The following is a 17,594-nucleotide window of genomic DNA, read 5'->3' on the forward strand; positions in this document are numbered from 1 at the left end:
AGAAGATGGAACATTTAAAGATTATTCAATCGACTTGTAAAAAAGTCTTTAATGTAAAAGAAGAAGCGATTAGTATTGATTCACGTTTAATGGGAGGTATGTCTAATTTCACCTACATTATTAAAGTGAATGAAGACCGCTATACATTCCGTGTTCCTGGTAAAAACGCCGAACAATTTGTAGACCGTGATATTGAAAAATATCATATTGAACTCATTGAATCACTTAACCTAAATAATGACACCATTTATTTAGATGTTGAAACGGGGTATAAAATCGCTAAATATATCGAAGGACAACCGTTACACGAATTAAATGCCTATGATTACTTAGATGAAGCAGCAGAAGTACTTAGAAAAATTCATCAATCCTCTTTAAAATCCAATTATGATTACGCCCCATTTGACCGATTAGAAAAATATGAAAATCTTGTAAAATCGTATGATCATAATCATCACGAACGTTATATAGAATATAAAAACACATTACTATCACATAAAGACTTCTTAGATCAACAAGAAACGACATTAACCCATGGAGATTCACAAATTTCTAACTTTGTCGTAACAAACAATGAACTTAAACTTATGGACTGGGAATTTACAGGCAATAACGACCCATTTTACGATATAGCTTGTTTTGGAAATGCGAATTTTGATCATGCGATTGCCATCTTACCGATTTACTTAAAACGCACCCCACAACCTGATGATTTCAACCGATTATATTTGTGGAGAACCTTTCAATGTCTACAGTGGCATAACGTTGCTTTATACAAAGAATTTATTGGTTTAAGTCAGGATTTACACATCGATTTTAAAAAAGTTGCAGGACTTTATTTGGATAAAGCAGAGGCTTTACTTGCTAAATTGAAATAACGATACCCATTTTCTAAATTAGAAGAAAACACAACAAATGTAAGTGTTTTCTTTTTTTATTTTCTAAGATATCGTGTTGTCTTATAAACCCCTATGATGTATAATCATGTTGTATGACAACATTATGAAAAATAATTATTGGAGGTAGTTGCGATGGCGACAAAAAAAGTATTCCAGTCAATGGATGGAAATCAAGCTGCAGCGTATGCTTCGTACGCATTTACAGAAGTAGCAGGGATTTATCCGATTACACCATCTTCGCCTATGGCTGAACTTACTGACTTATGGGCATCACAGGGTAAAAAGAACCTATTCGGTATGCCTGTAAAAGTAATAGAAATGCAATCAGAAGCTGGTGCAGCAGGGACGGTACATGGTGCGCTTCAAGCGGGCGCGTTAACCACAACGTATACAGCATCTCAAGGATTGCTACTAAAATTACCAAATATGTATAAAATGGCCGGTGAATTATTACCAGCTGTTATTCATGTATCGGCAAGAAGTATTGCAGTGCAAGCTTTATCAATCTTTGGGGATCACCAAGATGTTATGGCTGCACGTCAAACTGGTTTTGCAATGTTAGCATCAGGATCAGTGCAACAAACAATGGACCTTGCAGGGGTTGCACATTTATCAGCAATTAAAACAAGTGTTCCATTCTTACATTTCTTTGATGGGTTTAGAACATCACATGAAGTAAATAAAGTTGAGGTAATTGATTACGCAGATTTCGACCGTTTACTTGATCGTGATGCAGTTAAAAAATTTAGAGCACGTGCTTTAAATAGTCAAGACCCTGTTACTAGAGGATCAGCACAAAATGATGACGTATATATGCAAACACGTGAATTACAAGACAAATTCTATAAAGATATCCCAGATGTTGTTAATGAATACTTACAAGAAATATCTAAAATTACTGGACGCGAATATGCACCGTTTGTTTACTATGGAGATAAAGATGCAGAAGATATCATTATCGCAATGGGTTCTGTTACTGAAACCATTAAAGAAACAATCGATTATTTACAAGAAAAAGAAGGCCGTAAAGTTGGATTGTTATCGATTCACCTATACCGCCCATTCAGCACTGATTATTTCTTAAAAGCGATTCCTAAAACGGTTAAACGTATTGCGGTATTAGATCGTACAAAAGAAAACGGATCAATTGGTGAACCTTTATACTTAGATGTACGTAGTGCATTCTATGGTAAAGAAAATGCGCCGATTATTATTGGTGGACGTTATGGTCTTTCAAGTAAAGATACAACGCCTTCACAAATTAAAGCGGTATATGATAATTTAGCGGGTGTTCAAAAAGAAAGCTTCACTATCGGAATTAACGATGATGTAAACTTTAGTAGTTTACCAGTTGATGGTGAAATCTTAACAACTGACCCAACCACAACCGAGTTATTATTCTACGGATTTGGTTCAGATGGTACCGTTGGAGCAAGTAAGAACACCATTAAAATTATTGGGGAAAACACAGACTTATATGGTCAAGCGTATTCAAGCTATGACTCTAAAAAGTCAGGTGGGGTTACCCGTATGCATTTACGTTTCAGTGAAAAACCAATTAGAAGTACTTACTTAGTAAACCATCCGCACTTCGTATCATGTTCAAGAGAATCATACTTAAACCTTTATGATATGATTGGTGGATTACGTCAAGGAGGAACTTTCTTATTAAACACCATCAAATCACCAGATGAAATCGAAAATTATTTACCAGCAAATATTAAAAAACAATTAGCTGAAAAAGACGCGAAATTATTTATCATTAACGCCGTTAAACTAGCAGAAGAAATCGGACTTGGTGAAATGATTAATACGATCATGCAATCAGCATTCTTCGCACTTAATCAACAAATCATGCCTTATGAAAAAGCAGTTAAGTTAATAAAATCTTATTCTGAAAAAGAATACGGACGTAAAGGACAAGCTATTGTTGATAAAAACTTTAAAGCAATCGATTCAGGAAAAGAAGGACTAATCGAAATAACAGTTAAACCTGAATGGAAAGATTTAGAAATTAAAGAAGAAAAAATTGATAACTCACATAAACCAAAATTCGTAACAGATATCGCAGAACCAGTTAACGCGATTAAAGGATACGATTTACCAGTATCAGCATTTGAGGATTATTATGATGGTACTATGGTAAACGGTTCAAGTGCATATGAAAAACGTGGGATTGCAAACTATGTCCCTGAATGGATTGATGACAACTGTATCCAATGTAATCAATGTGCATTCGCATGTCCACATGCAGTTATTAGACCATTCTTACTTACAGAAGAAGAACTTGCAAACGCACCTGAAGGTATGAAAACTTTAGCGGCTAAAGGAAAAGGATTAGAAGACTTACGTTACAAAATCCAAATCTCTACATTAGACTGTACCGGATGTGGTGTTTGTGTACAAGTCTGTCCTGCTAAACCTGAAAAAGCATTAAAAATGTCTCCAATTGGGACTGAAATTGAAAGAGGAGAAGTACAAAATGCTTCATACTTATTCAATGAAGTTTCTTATAAAGATAATTTAGTTCAAAAAACCAATGCTAAAAACAGCCAATTCGCTAAACCATTATTCGAATTCTCTGGTGCATGTGCTGGTTGTGGAGAAACACCTTACATTAAACTTGTTACACAGTTATATGGTGATCGTATGATGATTGCTAATGCAACTGGATGTACATCGATTTATGGGGGATCATTCCCGGCGACACCTTATACAAAAGATGACAATGGACGCGGACCTGCATGGGCAAATAGTTTATTTGAAGACAATGCAGAGTTTGGATTCGGTATGCGTCATGCAAATCAAGCCATGCGCGCACGTTTACAAAACATCATTGTTGAAAATATGGATAAACTGCCTAAAGGTGCTTTACCATTATTTGAAGAATGGCTTGAAAAGAAAGAAGACGGCGAAGCAACACTTGAAATTTATAACCGTCTAAAAGATATTATTCCTACAATTCCAGGGCAACTTGGTTCTGACTTAAACGAAATGAAAAAATATTTCGTTAAACAATCAAACTGGATTATTGGTGGAGACGGATGGGCTTATGACATCGGATTCGGTGGCTTAGACCATGTTATCGCAAACACAGAAAATGTAAACATCTTAATCTTAGATACTGAGGTTTACTCAAATACAGGTGGACAATCATCTAAATCAGCTCCAACTGGATCAATTGCAGCCTTCACAGCAAGTGGTAAAGATGGTAAGAAGAAAGACTTAGCTGCAATCGCTATGACCTATGGTCATGTGTATGTTGCTCAAATCTCTCACGGTGCAAGTCAGCAACAAGTAATCCGCGCAATACGTGAAGCTGAAGCTCATGATGGTCCAAGTATCGTTGTGGCTTATAGCCCATGTATCGCTCATAAGATTAAAGGCGGAATGACCTATTCTAATGACCAAGCGAAACTTGCAACAGAATGTGGTTACTGGCCAACGTTTAGATTTGATCCTAAATTAATAGAACAAGGTAAAAATCCATTCCAAATAGATTCAAAAGAACCTAAATGGGACCTATACCGTGATTTCTTAATGAATGAAGCACGTTATGCGCAACTTATGGATATTAACCCTGATAAAGCAGAATCATTACTTAATAGAAACTTACAAGAAGCGAAACGTCGTTACGGTATGTACAAACGTTACGCTGCAATGGATTTCTCAAACGAAAATTAGTTAATAGTTCAGTATATAAAGGTGCTTGAAAGCCAAGCACCTTTTTATAACAATTTTAAATACCCCTTGATTTTTGAAATGTAAGCGTTTATAATAATAAGTTATCAAGCAAGAAAAGAGTGAAGAATTATGGACCAAGCCGTCGATTTAGTATACATATTAAAAAGTATTGGATTAACCATATTTTTTGTTGGGTTAATTGGATTCGAAAGACAAAGAAGAAACAAAATCGCAGGGTTAACAACCCATCTTTTAGTTGCGCTAGGTGCAGCTGGATTAACGATGGTTCAACAGTATATGGTCTATGATACAATTCAATTTCTAAAAGAATACCCTGAATATATTGGAACCGTCAATATAGAACGCCAACGTATCGTTGCGCAAATTGTATCAGGTATCGGATTTTTAGGAACCGGTGCAATCATTAAAACCAATGGCTATATAAGTGGCCTCACAACTGCTTCTACATTGTGGATTGGCGCCATCATTGGAATCATATTCGGTTATGGATATTTTTGGTTAGGTATCACGTTATCGTTATCTATTTTATTTGTCTTAACCATTATCAAAAACTTCTTCCGTCACGTCGTAGAAGACCCACATCATTAAAAGCGCAAAAGTTTGCGCTTTTTATTTGAAAAATATATCATATTGTTAGCCTTTTAAGCTTGTTTAATATACAATATTTATGGACTCAAGGAGGTAATTATTATGGCCATATTAAAAATAGAAAACTTACACGCTCAAGTGGATGGAAAAGAAATCCTTAAGGGTGTCGATTTAGAAATAAAAGGTGGAGAAACCCATGCAATCATGGGCCCTAATGGAACAGGAAAAAGTACACTTGCTAGTGTCATTATGGGGCATCCACGTTATGAAGTAACACAAGGGACAATCACCTTAGATGGTGAAGACGTACTAGAAATGAGTACGGATGAACGTGCACGTGCAGGACTCTTTTTAGCGATGCAAGCACCTGCAGAAGTGCCAGGAGTTACTAATAGTGACTTCATTAAAACCGCAATGAATGCGCGTTTAAAAGATAATGAAAAACTATCATTATTTAAATTTATTCGTGAATACGATAAAGCAGTTAAAGAACTGAAAATGAGTGAAGATCTCCCACACCGTTACTTAAACGAAGGGTTTAGTGGTGGTGAAAAAAAACGCAACGAAATTCTTCAACTTAAAATGCTAAAACCCGCTATAGCAATCTTAGATGAAATCGATTCAGGATTAGATGTGGATGCATTAAAAGTAGTTGGAGATAACGTAACAGCTATGAAAAATAAAGATTTAGGCTTATTACTTATTACGCATTATCAAAGATTACTTGATTATATTAGTGCAGATACGGTTCATGTAATGATGCAAGGACGTATTGTAAAATCAGGTTCAGTAGACTTAATGATTAAAATCGATCAAAATGGTTATGATTGGATAAAAGAAGAACTTGGTATAGAAGATGAACGTGTGATACCTGAGGTTGAAGACGAACGTGTATTACTTGGGGCATGTGCGACGAAAGAAGCATTAGAAAAGAAATGATGACTTTACCCAAGCAGTTAAGCACCTTAATCAATACACTGACCAATGTTGTTTTAGTAGACCAAACTACCATTAAATTTTTGCAAATGGATGAAACTTTTAAATCATTAACAATTGAACGATTACCACGGGATGCTTTTTTAGAAGAAATTCGTAACTTTGATCAAAGTCATGAACTCATAACTGTGAATAAAAACCAATTAGAAAACGGATTAGTTGTTAAAGTCCCACGTAAATTTACCTCAGATGCTATATTGCATATTTTTTACATTGGTAATCAAGATTCATTTACACTTCAAACGTTATATCAAATAGAACCATTATCAAACTTTAAATTGTTCGAATATGTTTATAGCAATGTAAAAGAGTCTTTAAACATAGTTACTTATTCAGATATAAAAGAAAATGCTCAGTTTACTTATACAAGTTTATCTCAAAGTGATCATGCGAATGCGAATGCGATTATAAGAGATGCTTATGTACATAGATACGGTAAATTTCTACTTACTAATGCTGCATTTTCTGATGCTTTAACCCACCAAATGAATCACGTTCATTTAGTTGGAGACTACGCAAGTGCAACCACGAAAACCATTGCGGTTACAAATAAAAATCAAGAAGCATCATATCACACTGTTGTAGAACACGAAGCGCCTTTTACAGAAGGCTATATTGAACACTATGGTGTGGCAAACGATGATAGTACGTTACTATTTGAAGGGGTTGGAAAAATCCATAAAAATATGAAACGTAGTATTGCAAAACAAAGTAATAAAGGCGTTATAATTGGTGCAAAAGCTAGACTTGACGCCAACCCTTTATTAATTATCGATGAATTTGATGTTGAAGCAGGCCATGGGGCTGCGATTGGACAAATCGATGAAGACCAACTATACTATTTAATGAGTCGTGGACTCACAAGAAAAGATGCAGAACGCTTAATCATTAATGGCTTTTTAGCTGCCCTTAACAATGTGGTAGGTAGTGAAACATTAAAAGATTACATTCAGCTTTTACTCAATCATAAAACAAATTAGGTGATACCATGGATGTACAAAAAATACGCCAAGACTTTCCCATTTTGACTAAACAAACATTAACCTACTTAGATACTGCTGCATCTAGTTTAACCCCAAACGTAGTAATCAATAAAATGAATGAATACTATTATGAGTATCCAGTAAACGTTCATAGAGGGGTATACCAACTAAGTTATAAAGCGACAGAGCATTACACGAAAGCGCGAGAAAATATCGCACGTTTCATCAATGGAAGCTTTGAAGAAACCGTGTTTACAAGAGGCGCTTCAAGTGCGCTTAACTTAGTGGCATCTAGTTATGGTATGAATAATCTAACTAAAGGTGATGAAATTATTGTGAGTGAGTTAGAACATCATTCACATGTTTTGCCATGGCAAATGGTTGCGAAAAAAACAGGTGCAACATTGAAGTACATTCCGCTAAACGCCGAAGGGCGTATCACCGTTGATAACTTTAAAAAAACATTAACCGATCATACAAAAGTAGTCGCTTTAACTTATATTTCAAATGTTATGGGTTATGAAACCCCACTAAAAGAAATAATTCAGCTTGCTCATGCTAAAGGAGCGGTTGTTAGTGTGGATGCAGCACAAGCTGTACCGCATAAAAAAGTTGATGTAAAAGCACTAGATTGTGATTTTTTAGCATTTTCTGGTCATAAAATGTGCGGACCAACCGGAATTGGTGTTTTATATGGTAAAAAAGCTTTACTAGAGAAAATGGAACCGATCGAGTTTGGTGGCGACATGAATGATTATGTTGACTTATTTGATGCAGAGTTCAAAGATGCGCCATACAAGTTTGAAACAGGGACGCCCCCAATAGCTGAGGCTATTGGCTTAAGCGAAGCAGTCGATTACCTAGAGGCCATCGGTTATGATGAAATTCTTACACACGAAACCATGTTAAAAGAAATGGCTCTGAGCGAATTAAGTAAAATTAAAGGCATTACGATTTATAATAAGACTACAGAAACAGCGATTATTAATTTTAATATTGATGGGGTACATCCTCATGATGCTGTTAGTTTCTTTGATCAAGACCATATTGCTTTAAGAGCCGGCCATCACTGTGCACAACTCGTTATAAAATGGTTAAATGTTGCAGCGACACTGCGTGCATCATTTTATATCTATAACACAGTTGAAGATGTTATGCGTTTTATAGATAGTGTTAAACGTGCACGTACATTCTTTAGTGAAGTAGGGTTTTAGGAGGCTATTATGGAGCAATTAGAAAATTTATACAGACAAATAATTATGGATCATTACAAAAATCCTCGTAATAAAGGATTGCTTGATAATGATCATTATCACAAATATCATATTAAAAATCCTAGTTGTGGCGATGATATTACGATTCAAAGCCGCATTGAAGATGGGATTGTTAAAGATGTTAGACACGAAGGTTCTGGGTGTAGTATTTGTTGTTCTAGTGCGAGTGTATTATCAACACTCATGATTGGAAAACCAGTAAGTGAAGCTCAAAACCTAACCACAAATTACCTAAGGATGATCTTAAATCAAACGTTTGATCAAACGATCGACTTAGATGATGCTTTTGCTTATCAAGGCGTCACAAAATTTCCAGCGCGCGTCAAATGTGCCACCATTGCATGGAAGGCTTTTGAACAAACGCTGAAAGAAGAGGGTGAATAATATGAGTGAAGAAACCAAAAGAGAAATAGAAAGAATTATTGGTGATTATAAATACGGATTCAAAACAGAAACTACATCCGTTATGAATACAGGTAAAGGATTAACAGAAGATAAAGTTCGTGAAATTTCTGCAATTAAAAAAGAACCAAAATGGATGACGGATTTTAGAGTGAAATCTTACCAAAAATTTATCGAGCTTAAAAATCCTACCTGGGGACCTGATTTATCAAGAATAGATTTTGAAGCCATCACTTACTATATAAAACCATCAGAACGTAGTGAAAAATCTTGGGATGATGTACCGAGTGAAATCAAAAACACGTTCGACAAATTAGGAATTCCAGAGGCTGAGCAGAAATTCTTAGCAGGAGTTGGCGCACAATTTGAAAGTGAAGTTGTTTATCACTCTACGATTAAAGAATTGGAAGATTTAGGTGTAGTATTTACTGATACCGACACAGGCTTAAGAGAATATCCTGAACTATTTGCGGAATACTTCAATAAAGTCGTCCCTTATAGTGATAATAAGTATGCGGCACTAAATAGTTCAGTGTGGAGTGGCGGATCATTTATCTATGTGCCTAAAGGCGTTCATGTAAAAAAACCATTACAATCTTATTTTAGAATTAACTCCGAGCAAATGGGACAATTTGAACGTACCTTAATTATTGTAGATGAAGATGCAAGTTTAAACTATGTTGAAGGATGTACTGCTCCGATTTATACAACGGATTCTTTACATGCTGCTGTGGTGGAAATATTTGTAAGAAAAGGTGGCCATTGTCGTTACACTACTATTCAAAACTGGGCTAACAATATTATAAATTTAGTAACTAAGCGTGCCTTAGTCGAAGAAGATGGACACATGGAATGGATTGACGGCAATATTGGTAGTGGTATCAATATGAAGTATCCTGCATGTATTTTAAAAGGTGATCGTGCTAAAGGCACAACCATCTCTATCGCATTTGCAGGCAAAGGGATGCATCAAGATACAGGGGCTAAAATGATTCACATCGGGAAAAATACAACAAGTAGTATTATTTCTAAATCAATGAGTGCTAAAGGTGGAAAAGTAAATTACCGTGGGATTGTCCGCCATACAAAAGGTGCAACAGGCGCTAAAAGTAATATTGAGTGTGATACGATTATTTTAGATGATCAATCAACCTCAGATACCTTACCATATAACATTGTTCAAAACAATAATGCGATGGTTCAACATGAAGCAAAAGTATCCAAAGTATCAGAAGAACAACTCTTCTATCTCATGAGTCGAGGACTGAGTGAAGAAGAAGCAGTTGAGATGATTATTATGGGCTTTATTGAACCGTTCGCCAAAGAACTTCCAATGGAATATGCAGTTGAACTTAATCAACTAATTAAACTAGAAATGGAAGGTTCAATCGGATAAAACGAAAAGGCACAAAATGTGCCTTTTTTTTATGATATAATGAGGACAAGTTAAATAAATAAACATTTATCAAAAAGATGGATTCTGGTTTGAAAAATACACAAATTAAGTTATAATAGTTTTGGTAAAAAGAATAGGAGAGAAGTCTATGGAAAAATCAATTAATTCAATCCGATTTTTAGGATTAGATATGGTTAACAAAGCTAATAGCGGTCATCCGGGAATCGTTTTAGGTGCCGCACCAATCATGTATACTTTATTTACAAAGCATTTAAAAATAACTCCAAACAGTTCAAAATGGTTTAACCGAGATCGTTTCATTTTATCGGCAGGACATGGCTCAGCCCTTTTATATTCAACCCTTCATCTTGCTGGTTATGAAATTAGTATGAGTGATTTAAAACAGTTTAGACAACTTAATTCAAACACACCAGGACATCCTGAGTTTCGCCATACCGATGGTGTAGAAGCAACTACAGGGCCTCTAGGACAAGGAATCTCAAACGCAGTTGGGATTGCAATCGGTGAAAAATACTTGCGTCATACCTTAAATAAAAAAGATTTAAATATTATCGATCACTACACCTATGTATTATGTGGTGATGGGGATTTACAAGAAGGCATCGCATTAGAATCATTAAGTTTAGCAGGTCATTTAGGATTAGAACGTCTAATCATTTTATTTGATTCAAATGATGTTCAACTTGATGGTCCTACCATTGATGCTGTAAGTGAAAATATTAAAATGAAAATGGAAAGCATGAACTGGCATTATCAATTAGTAGAAGACGCGAATGATTTAGAAGCTATTGATACAGCAATCCTTCGTGCAAAAGAAACGAATCAACCAAGTTTTATTGAAGTGAAATCAATCATTGGTTACGGTTCAAGCAAACAAGGGACAAGTGCAACCCACGGCGCACCACTCGGTGTAGAAGAAACTGAAGCGATGCGTGAAAAATTTAATTTTACAAACCAACCATTTGAAATTGATGATGATGTCTATCAAGATTTCTTCAAAAAAGTCGTCGAACGTGGTGACCGTGCACATGTTGAGTGGGTCGAAATGATGGATGAGTACCGTGAAATTTATCCTGATATGTTTGGTCAACTAGAAGATATTATTACTAAAGAACTTCATATTAATATTGATAAGGTCATGCCTTTTGAACCAATTGGAACAAAAGAAGCAACCCGTAACTCAATCGGAAAAATCTTACCTGCTTTATCAGAAGAATTGATCGCTTTAATTGGTGGGAGTGCTGACTTATCAGGTTCAACTAAAGTTAAAGGCATCAACGGGAATTTCACAAAAGATAATCCTACAGGAAGAAACATTAATTATGGCGTAAGAGAACATGCAATGGCTGGGATTACAAACGGCTTAGTACTCCATCATTTAAAAGGATTTAGTGGTGGATTCTTCATATTCTCTGATTACATGAAACCATCTATCCGTTTAGCAGCACTTATGAATATTCCTTCAATTTTCATCTTCACGCATGACAGTGTAGCCGTTGGTGAAGACGGACCAACCCATGAACCAGTAGAACAACTTTCAATGTTTAGAACAACCCCTCATCTAGTCACATTACGTCCAGCACACGCAAACGAAGTTAGACTTGCTGCACGTTACGCCATTGAATCGAAACGCACCCCAGTTGTTATTGCATTAACCCGTCAAGATACTACTGTACTAACAGAAGTTAATTACGAGCAATTCAAACAAGGGGCATACGTTGCGAAAGATGCTAATGATTTTGAAGGTATTTTAATTGCAACAGGTAGTGAATTAGAAGTTGCACTTAAAACACAAGAATACTTAAAACAAGAAAAAGATATTAACGTTAGGGTTGTGTCAATGCCTTCTATGGAACTATTTAAAAAACAACCGCAAAAAGTTAAAGATAGCATTTTACCACCTAATGTTAAAAAACGTTTAGCGATTGAAATGGGTGCACCAGATTTATGGTACCAATTTGCAAGCCATGTTCATGGTATAGAAACGTTTGGTAAGAGTGCACCAGGTGAAGAAGTTATTAAAGACTTTGGATTTACCCCTGAAAACTTAGCGAAACGATACTTAGAAATAGAATAAATTTTTAGATACCAAAGCACATGCTTTGGTATCTTTTTTTCTTTTAAATATGCTATAATGTCATAAAGAGGTGATACCATGCATCAACAAATAATCTACATCCATCAACCAGAAAAAAACAGTCTACTTGATGACCTCTTTTTTGAGTTATATGATAATCAAAAGATAACCACACTTTCTTTAGATATGTTGAAAATAGAAATCATTAATCCATTTGAAGAACCTATCGATCACGAAGAAATTCATGCACTTATACAAAGTGATTTCGAGCTAAAAATTTCAATTTTAGCCATTGAAAAAGAAGCCTTAAATGTTTTAAATGAAGAGACCTTACTTAATTATTTTATTAAGCTACCTAAAAAAGTGTATGATATAGAATCTTTTCTAATAAGCCTTATTAAACGCTACCCTGAAATGATTCCACCACTACAAAAAAACCTTGTTAAATTGTTAGGTTATGAATTAATTGAAACAACACTCGCGATTGCAGAGGCTAATATGAACTTATCGATTACTGCTAAAAAACGTTATATGCACCGCAATACGTTACATTACCGTATAGATAAAATTATAGAAACCACAAGCATCGATATAAAAACCTTTAAAGGGTTAAGCGTATTTACGTTAATATTTAAAGATTAAAGTGTTTTTGTGCACATTGCCCATAGTGCATAGAACACTTTTTATATATAATGAACTAAGTTAATATAAGGAGGCTACTATGGCTACATTAAAATTTGATGGAATTAACAAGATTTATGATAATAATGTACAAGCAGTATTCGATTTCAATTTAGAAATCAAAGATAAAGAATTTATCGTTTTTGTTGGCCCTTCAGGGTGTGGAAAATCAACCACATTAAGAATGGTTGCAGGATTAGAAGAAATTACATCTGGTGAACTATTTATTGATGAACGTTTAGTAAATGACGTTGCGCCTAAAAACCGTGACATCGCGATGGTTTTCCAGTCATATGCATTATACCCACATATGTCAGTTTATGATAATATGGCTTTTGGATTAAAATTACGTAAAATGCCAAAAGAAGAAATTCGTGAAAAAGTTGAAGCTGCAGCTGATATTTTAGGATTAACTGATTACTTAGATCGTAAACCTAAAGCACTATCAGGTGGACAAAGACAACGTGTTGCATTAGGACGTGCGATTGTACGTAACGCAAAAGTTTTCTTAATGGATGAGCCATTATCAAACTTAGATGCAAAACTTCGTGTTCAGATGCGTGCTGAGATTATCAAACTACATGAAAGAATTGGAACAACAACTATTTATGTAACGCATGACCAGATAGAAGCAATGACTATGGCTACGCGTATTGTTGTTATGAAAGATGGATACATCCAACAAGTTGGAGCTCCTAAAGACATTTATGACAATCCTAACAACTTATTCGTTGGAGGATTTATTGGAAGTCCACCAATGAACTTTATTTCAGGAAAAATTGATGAAAAAGTTTACTTTGTATCAGAAGGACTAAGAGTTGAAGTGCCTAAAGCAAAATCAGCTTTATTAGATAAATTAGGATATAAAGGAAAAGAAGTTATCTTAGGTATTCGTCCTGAAGATATTCATGATGATCAAGTAGTCATCGATACTTATCCAAATTCAGTTGTTGATTTAGTCGTAGATGTAGCTGAGTTACTTGGTGCAGAGACAAACATCTTTGCTAAAGTTGGTGACCATGACATTACAGCTAAGGTTGATGCACGTACGGATATTCATATTGGAGACAAAATTAAACTTGCATTCGATATGAACAAATGTCATTTCTTTGACCCAGAAACAGAAGAAAGAATTCGCGAGAAGTAATTATTTAAAGCAGGTGAAGTTCACCTGCTTTTTTTTCAACAAAAAATCCTTTATTTGAGACAGAATATAGCCTAAAATATTAATAAAGGATGTGAAAAGATGCATTATGTAAAAAAACATGTAAATGGTATTGAAGTCGTTTTTCCTTATCGCCAGGTTGTTTTAGAAAAAGGATTAATTCAATTTATAAATACCTTATTAATTAAAGAACTCACTACCTTCGATGGAAGAATTGAAGCTTTAAAAAAGCAATGTTCTCTTAAATATAATGTTCCGATTTATATCAATCATAAATTGTGTCTTTTTTCACTGACACCTTTAAGAGACACTGATGTAATCTGTTTAAATGTCCATGCAATTCAAGCAATTATCGAACAAGAAATCAATAAAACCATGATTATCTTTAATAGCAATGAAACACTTATACTAAACTATAATTATCGCTTAGTAAAAAAACGTTATGACCGAACCATCCAAATTATTGAAAAACTTTCAAATTAAGACCGTAAACAGACGGTCTTTTTTTCTGTAAGCGTTTTATTTATAAGAAAGTGTTTTCAAAGCCGTTAATTATTAGATTTTACAGGCTTAATTTAGTATAATGACATTGGAAACTTCGATTATATTTTAAAGGAGAATTAAGTATGGCAAAGAAAACATTACGTGATTTGAAGGTAACAGGGAAAACAGTACTAGTTCGCGTGGACTTCAATGTGCCTATGAGTGATGGGGTTATTACCGATGATAACCGTATTAGACAAGCTTTACCTACCATTCAAACGCTTATTGATCAAGATGCAAAAGTGGTGTGTTTCTCACATTTAGGACGCATCAAAAAAGAAGAAGATAAAGCAAAAAATTCATTAAGACCAATTGCTGAAAAACTCGCTGAATTTTTAAAAAAACCAGTAAAGTTTATTCCTGAAACTAGAGGAGAAGCTTTAGAAACAGCGATTCTTTCAATGCAAGCTGGCGATGTATTAATGTTTGAAAACACACGTTTTGAAGATTTAGATGGAAAAAAAGAATCTAAAAATGATCCTGAATTAGGTAAATATTGGGCCTCATTAGGAGAAGTATTTGTCAATGATGCATTCGGTACAGCGCACCGTGCACATGCTTCAAATGTTGGAATCGCATCAAATATATCTGAGAGTGTAGCTGGATTATTACTTGAAAAAGAAATTAAGTTTATTGGTGGCGCAGTTGACAGTCCAAACCGTCCGTTTATTGCCATATTAGGTGGCGCAAAAGTTAGTGATAAAATTGGTGTCATCCAGAATTTACTTAAAAAAGCTGATCTTGTTTTAATTGGCGGTGGAATGAGTTATACGTTCCTAAAAGCACAAGGATTTGAAATCGGAACAAGTTTAGTAGAACTTGACAAAGTTGATTTAGCAAAACAACTTCTTGAAGAAGCAAACGGGAAAATTATTTTACCTATAGATTATAAATTAACAAAAGAGTTTAATAACGATGCTCCAATTCGTATTGGTGCATTCGATGATTTTAATTCTGATGAAATGGGTCTAGATATTGGACCTAAAACATTAGAAAAATATCAAGACTTATTAAAAGATGCAGCAACAGTTGTATGGAATGGACCAGTAGGTGTATTTGAGATGAGTAATTTCGCTAAAGGTACAATTGGTGTCTGCGAAACATTAGCTAACCTTAAAAACGCAACAACGATTATTGGTGGCGGAGATTCTGCATCAGCCGCAATCAATTTAGGATTTGAAGAAGCATTCACACACATCTCAACTGGTGGTGGCGCTAGTTTAGAATATTTAGAAGGTAAAGAATTACCTGGTGTGACCTGTTTAGATGATGTGAAATAATGGAATCTAAAGAAATCGGTTTAAAGATTAAGCAATTACGCTTAGAAAATGATTTAACTCAGGAAGAACTTGCCAATCGTTGCGAGCTGACTAAAGGGTTTATTTCACAAATTGAAAGACATTTAACAAGTCCTTCAATTACAACATTAACCGATATACTTGAAGTATTAGGGACAACACTAGGAGAATTCTTTAGTGAAGACCAAGATGATGTTTATGTATTTACACCTCAAGATTTTTATGAAAAAACCAATGAAACATTAAAACATAAAATTCACTGGATTGTTCCAAATGCTCAAAAATATGAAATGGAACCAATCATTATTGAAATAGAACCAGGTGGTGTTTCCTTTGAGGACAAACCCCATTCGGGAGAAGAATTTGGTTATGTATTAGAAGGCGAAATCGTCTTAAAAGTAGGAAAAAAGCGTCACAATATTAAAGCAGGTGACACATTCTACTATATGAGTAATAAAACCCACGTTATAGAAAATAATTCAAAAAAACCGGCCGTCGTACTATGGGTTAGTACACCACCGATGTTTTAGAAGGGAGAGTCACATGAAAAAAGAAATTATTATTAGTAGTACTGCAGGATTACACGCGGCACTTGCTTCAAAAGTAGTGCATGCAGCTTCAAGATACAATTCAGATATTCGTTTAATCTACGCAGATAAAATTGTTGATGCAAAATCAATCTTAGGCCTTATGAGTTTAGCCATTCCAAGTGGTGAAAATATAGTGTTAGTAGCTGAGGGGCCACAAGCTGATCAAGTCATTACTGACATTGAAAAAATATTAGGATAAGGGTGAAATCATGAGAAAACCAATGATTGCAGGAAACTGGAAAATGTTTAAAACACGTGATGAAGCACTCCAGTTTATTTATGCTGTAAATATGGAAGTACCAAATAAAGAGTTTATTGACACAGTCATTTGTGCGCAAGCACCAGTACTTAGAGATTTGGTCAAACGTCAAGGTGAACACCTGCGCATTGGCGCACAAAACATGCACGAAAGTGTAGAAGGCGCATTTACAGGAGAAATTAGCGCGTCATTGCTTGAAAATATCGGTGTGGATTATGTTATTGTCGGTCATAGTGAACGACGTCTTTACTTTAACGAAACCGATGAAGCAGTTAACTTAAAACTTCACCAAGCGCTTCGTTATGGTATTACGCCTATTTTGTGTGTTGGAGAAGCTTTAGATACACGTGAGGCTGGAACGACAAATGCTTATGTGAAAGACCAAGTTGTTAAAGCATTAAAAGGATTGGGTAAAAGCCAAGTTAAAGATTTAGTCATTGCCTATGAGCCTATTTGGGCAATTGGAACTGGAAAAACTGCAACGAATGAACAAGCAAACGAAACAATTGCTTACATACGTAGTGTAGTAGAAGAATTATATAATAAAGACACATCAGATGAACTCAGAATATTATATGGTGGTAGTGTTAAACCAGAAAATATAGATGGATTAATGGCTGAACCTCATATCGACGGGGCACTTGTTGGTGGGGCTAGTTTAAATCCGAAAGCCTACTTAACCCTTGTAAATGCAGCGTATAAAAAATAAATTATAAA

The 17,594-nt window shown here is 35.0% G+C and carries 16 protein-coding genes; all 16 read left to right on the forward strand.

Going from position 1 to position 17,594, the window contains the following annotated elements; genetic code table 11:
- Positions 1 to 5: 5 nt before the first annotated feature.
- On the forward strand, positions 6 to 878 hold the full coding sequence (locus ACHAJD_RS06240) for a phosphotransferase (RefSeq protein ID WP_435585012.1): 873 nt from the start codon (positions 6 to 8) through the stop codon (positions 876 to 878).
- Positions 879 to 1,031: 153 nt separating this feature from the next.
- Positions 1,032 to 4,583, forward strand: coding sequence for a pyruvate:ferredoxin (flavodoxin) oxidoreductase (nifJ, locus tag ACHAJD_RS06245; protein WP_435585013.1), 3,552 nt, complete (start codon positions 1,032 to 1,034; stop codon positions 4,581 to 4,583).
- A gap of 129 nt (positions 4,584 to 4,712) precedes the next feature.
- Complete coding sequence (locus ACHAJD_RS06250; RefSeq protein ID WP_435585014.1) at positions 4,713 to 5,192, forward strand: MgtC/SapB family protein; 480 nt, start codon at positions 4,713 to 4,715, stop codon at positions 5,190 to 5,192.
- Positions 5,193 to 5,294: 102 nt separating this feature from the next.
- Positions 5,295 to 6,131 (forward strand): Fe-S cluster assembly ATPase SufC, encoded by an 837-nt coding sequence (gene sufC / locus ACHAJD_RS06255; protein WP_435585015.1) that lies wholly within the window; start codon positions 5,295 to 5,297, stop codon positions 6,129 to 6,131.
- Positions 6,098 to 7,168 (forward strand): SufD family Fe-S cluster assembly protein, encoded by a 1,071-nt coding sequence (locus ACHAJD_RS06260; protein ID WP_435585016.1) that lies wholly within the window; start codon positions 6,098 to 6,100, stop codon positions 7,166 to 7,168. Before sufC ends, ACHAJD_RS06260 begins: the two co-directional genes overlap by 34 nt.
- Positions 7,169 to 7,176: 8 nt before the next feature.
- The gene (locus tag ACHAJD_RS06265; RefSeq protein ID WP_435585017.1) at positions 7,177 to 8,385 is read left to right on the forward strand and encodes an aminotransferase class V-fold PLP-dependent enzyme; all 1,209 of its coding nucleotides are present in this window, start codon (positions 7,177 to 7,179) and stop codon (positions 8,383 to 8,385) included.
- Positions 8,386 to 8,394: 9 nt separating this feature from the next.
- The gene (gene sufU / locus ACHAJD_RS06270) at positions 8,395 to 8,829 is read left to right on the forward strand and encodes a Fe-S cluster assembly sulfur transfer protein SufU (RefSeq protein WP_435585018.1); all 435 of its coding nucleotides are present in this window, start codon (positions 8,395 to 8,397) and stop codon (positions 8,827 to 8,829) included.
- A gap of 1 nt (position 8,830) precedes the next feature.
- Positions 8,831 to 10,243, forward strand: coding sequence for a Fe-S cluster assembly protein SufB (gene sufB, locus ACHAJD_RS06275; protein WP_435585019.1), 1,413 nt, complete (start codon positions 8,831 to 8,833; stop codon positions 10,241 to 10,243).
- Between the two features lie 148 nt (positions 10,244 to 10,391).
- Complete coding sequence (tkt, locus tag ACHAJD_RS06280; RefSeq protein ID WP_435585020.1) at positions 10,392 to 12,341, forward strand: transketolase; 1,950 nt, start codon at positions 10,392 to 10,394, stop codon at positions 12,339 to 12,341.
- Between the two features lie 78 nt (positions 12,342 to 12,419).
- Positions 12,420 to 12,983: a helix-turn-helix domain-containing protein gene (locus ACHAJD_RS06285; protein WP_435585021.1), complete on the forward strand. Its 564-nt coding sequence runs from the start codon at positions 12,420 to 12,422 to the stop codon at positions 12,981 to 12,983.
- A 79-nt stretch (positions 12,984 to 13,062) separates the two neighbouring features.
- On the forward strand, positions 13,063 to 14,169 hold the full coding sequence (locus ACHAJD_RS06290; RefSeq protein WP_435585022.1) for an ABC transporter ATP-binding protein: 1,107 nt from the start codon (positions 13,063 to 13,065) through the stop codon (positions 14,167 to 14,169).
- A gap of 99 nt (positions 14,170 to 14,268) precedes the next feature.
- Entirely contained in the window at positions 14,269 to 14,670 is a 402-nt protein-coding gene (locus ACHAJD_RS06295; RefSeq protein WP_435585023.1) for a competence protein ComK, read from the forward strand.
- Between the two features lie 143 nt (positions 14,671 to 14,813).
- On the forward strand, positions 14,814 to 16,010 hold the full coding sequence (locus ACHAJD_RS06300) for a phosphoglycerate kinase (RefSeq protein ID WP_435585024.1): 1,197 nt from the start codon (positions 14,814 to 14,816) through the stop codon (positions 16,008 to 16,010).
- Positions 16,010 to 16,558, forward strand: a complete 549-nt coding sequence (locus ACHAJD_RS06305; protein ID WP_435585025.1) for a cupin domain-containing protein — start codon at positions 16,010 to 16,012, stop codon at positions 16,556 to 16,558. The genes ACHAJD_RS06300 and ACHAJD_RS06305 overlap by 1 nt, the downstream gene beginning before the upstream one ends.
- Before the next feature lie 13 nt (positions 16,559 to 16,571).
- Positions 16,572 to 16,817 carry an HPr family phosphocarrier protein gene (locus tag ACHAJD_RS06310; RefSeq protein ID WP_435585026.1) on the forward strand — a complete coding sequence of 82 codons (246 nt, stop codon included), beginning with the start codon at positions 16,572 to 16,574 and terminating at the stop codon, positions 16,815 to 16,817.
- Positions 16,818 to 16,827: 10 nt separating this feature from the next.
- Positions 16,828 to 17,586, forward strand: coding sequence for a triose-phosphate isomerase (gene tpiA / locus ACHAJD_RS06315; protein ID WP_435585027.1), 759 nt, complete (start codon positions 16,828 to 16,830; stop codon positions 17,584 to 17,586).
- The last annotated feature ends 8 nt before the right edge of the window (positions 17,587 to 17,594 follow it).

This window comes from Liberiplasma polymorphum (assembly GCF_043951795.1).
GTDB classification, from domain to species: domain Bacteria; phylum Bacillota_I; class Bacilli_A; order Izemoplasmatales; family Izemoplasmataceae; genus Liberiplasma; species Liberiplasma polymorphum.

What these genes read in the sequence shown, in the direction of transcription:
- sufU (WP_435585018.1), top strand. Translation starts at nt 8,395, where the DNA reads ATGGAGCAATTAGAAAATTTATACAGACAAATAATTATGGATCATTAC.
- ACHAJD_RS06250 (WP_435585014.1), top strand. Translation starts at nt 4,713, where the DNA reads ATGGACCAAGCCGTCGATTTAGTATACATATTAAAAAGTATTGGATTA.
- tkt (WP_435585020.1), top strand. Translation starts at nt 10,392, where the DNA reads ATGGAAAAATCAATTAATTCAATCCGATTTTTAGGATTAGATATGGTT.
- ACHAJD_RS06260 (WP_435585016.1), top strand. Translation starts at nt 6,098, where the DNA reads ATGTGCGACGAAAGAAGCATTAGAAAAGAAATGATGACTTTACCCAAG.
- ACHAJD_RS06290 (WP_435585022.1), top strand. Translation starts at nt 13,063, where the DNA reads ATGGCTACATTAAAATTTGATGGAATTAACAAGATTTATGATAATAAT.
- ACHAJD_RS06265 (WP_435585017.1), top strand. Translation starts at nt 7,177, where the DNA reads ATGGATGTACAAAAAATACGCCAAGACTTTCCCATTTTGACTAAACAA.
- nifJ (WP_435585013.1), top strand. Translation starts at nt 1,032, where the DNA reads ATGGCGACAAAAAAAGTATTCCAGTCAATGGATGGAAATCAAGCTGCA.
- ACHAJD_RS06310 (WP_435585026.1), top strand. Translation starts at nt 16,572, where the DNA reads ATGAAAAAAGAAATTATTATTAGTAGTACTGCAGGATTACACGCGGCA.
- ACHAJD_RS06240 (WP_435585012.1), top strand. Translation starts at nt 6, where the DNA reads ATGGAACATTTAAAGATTATTCAATCGACTTGTAAAAAAGTCTTTAAT.
- ACHAJD_RS06295 (WP_435585023.1), top strand. Translation starts at nt 14,269, where the DNA reads ATGCATTATGTAAAAAAACATGTAAATGGTATTGAAGTCGTTTTTCCT.
- sufB (WP_435585019.1), top strand. Translation starts at nt 8,831, where the DNA reads ATGAGTGAAGAAACCAAAAGAGAAATAGAAAGAATTATTGGTGATTAT.
- tpiA (WP_435585027.1), top strand. Translation starts at nt 16,828, where the DNA reads ATGAGAAAACCAATGATTGCAGGAAACTGGAAAATGTTTAAAACACGT.
- sufC (WP_435585015.1), top strand. Translation starts at nt 5,295, where the DNA reads ATGGCCATATTAAAAATAGAAAACTTACACGCTCAAGTGGATGGAAAA.
- ACHAJD_RS06285 (WP_435585021.1), top strand. Translation starts at nt 12,420, where the DNA reads ATGCATCAACAAATAATCTACATCCATCAACCAGAAAAAAACAGTCTA.
- ACHAJD_RS06305 (WP_435585025.1), top strand. Translation starts at nt 16,010, where the DNA reads ATGGAATCTAAAGAAATCGGTTTAAAGATTAAGCAATTACGCTTAGAA.
- ACHAJD_RS06300 (WP_435585024.1), top strand. Translation starts at nt 14,814, where the DNA reads ATGGCAAAGAAAACATTACGTGATTTGAAGGTAACAGGGAAAACAGTA.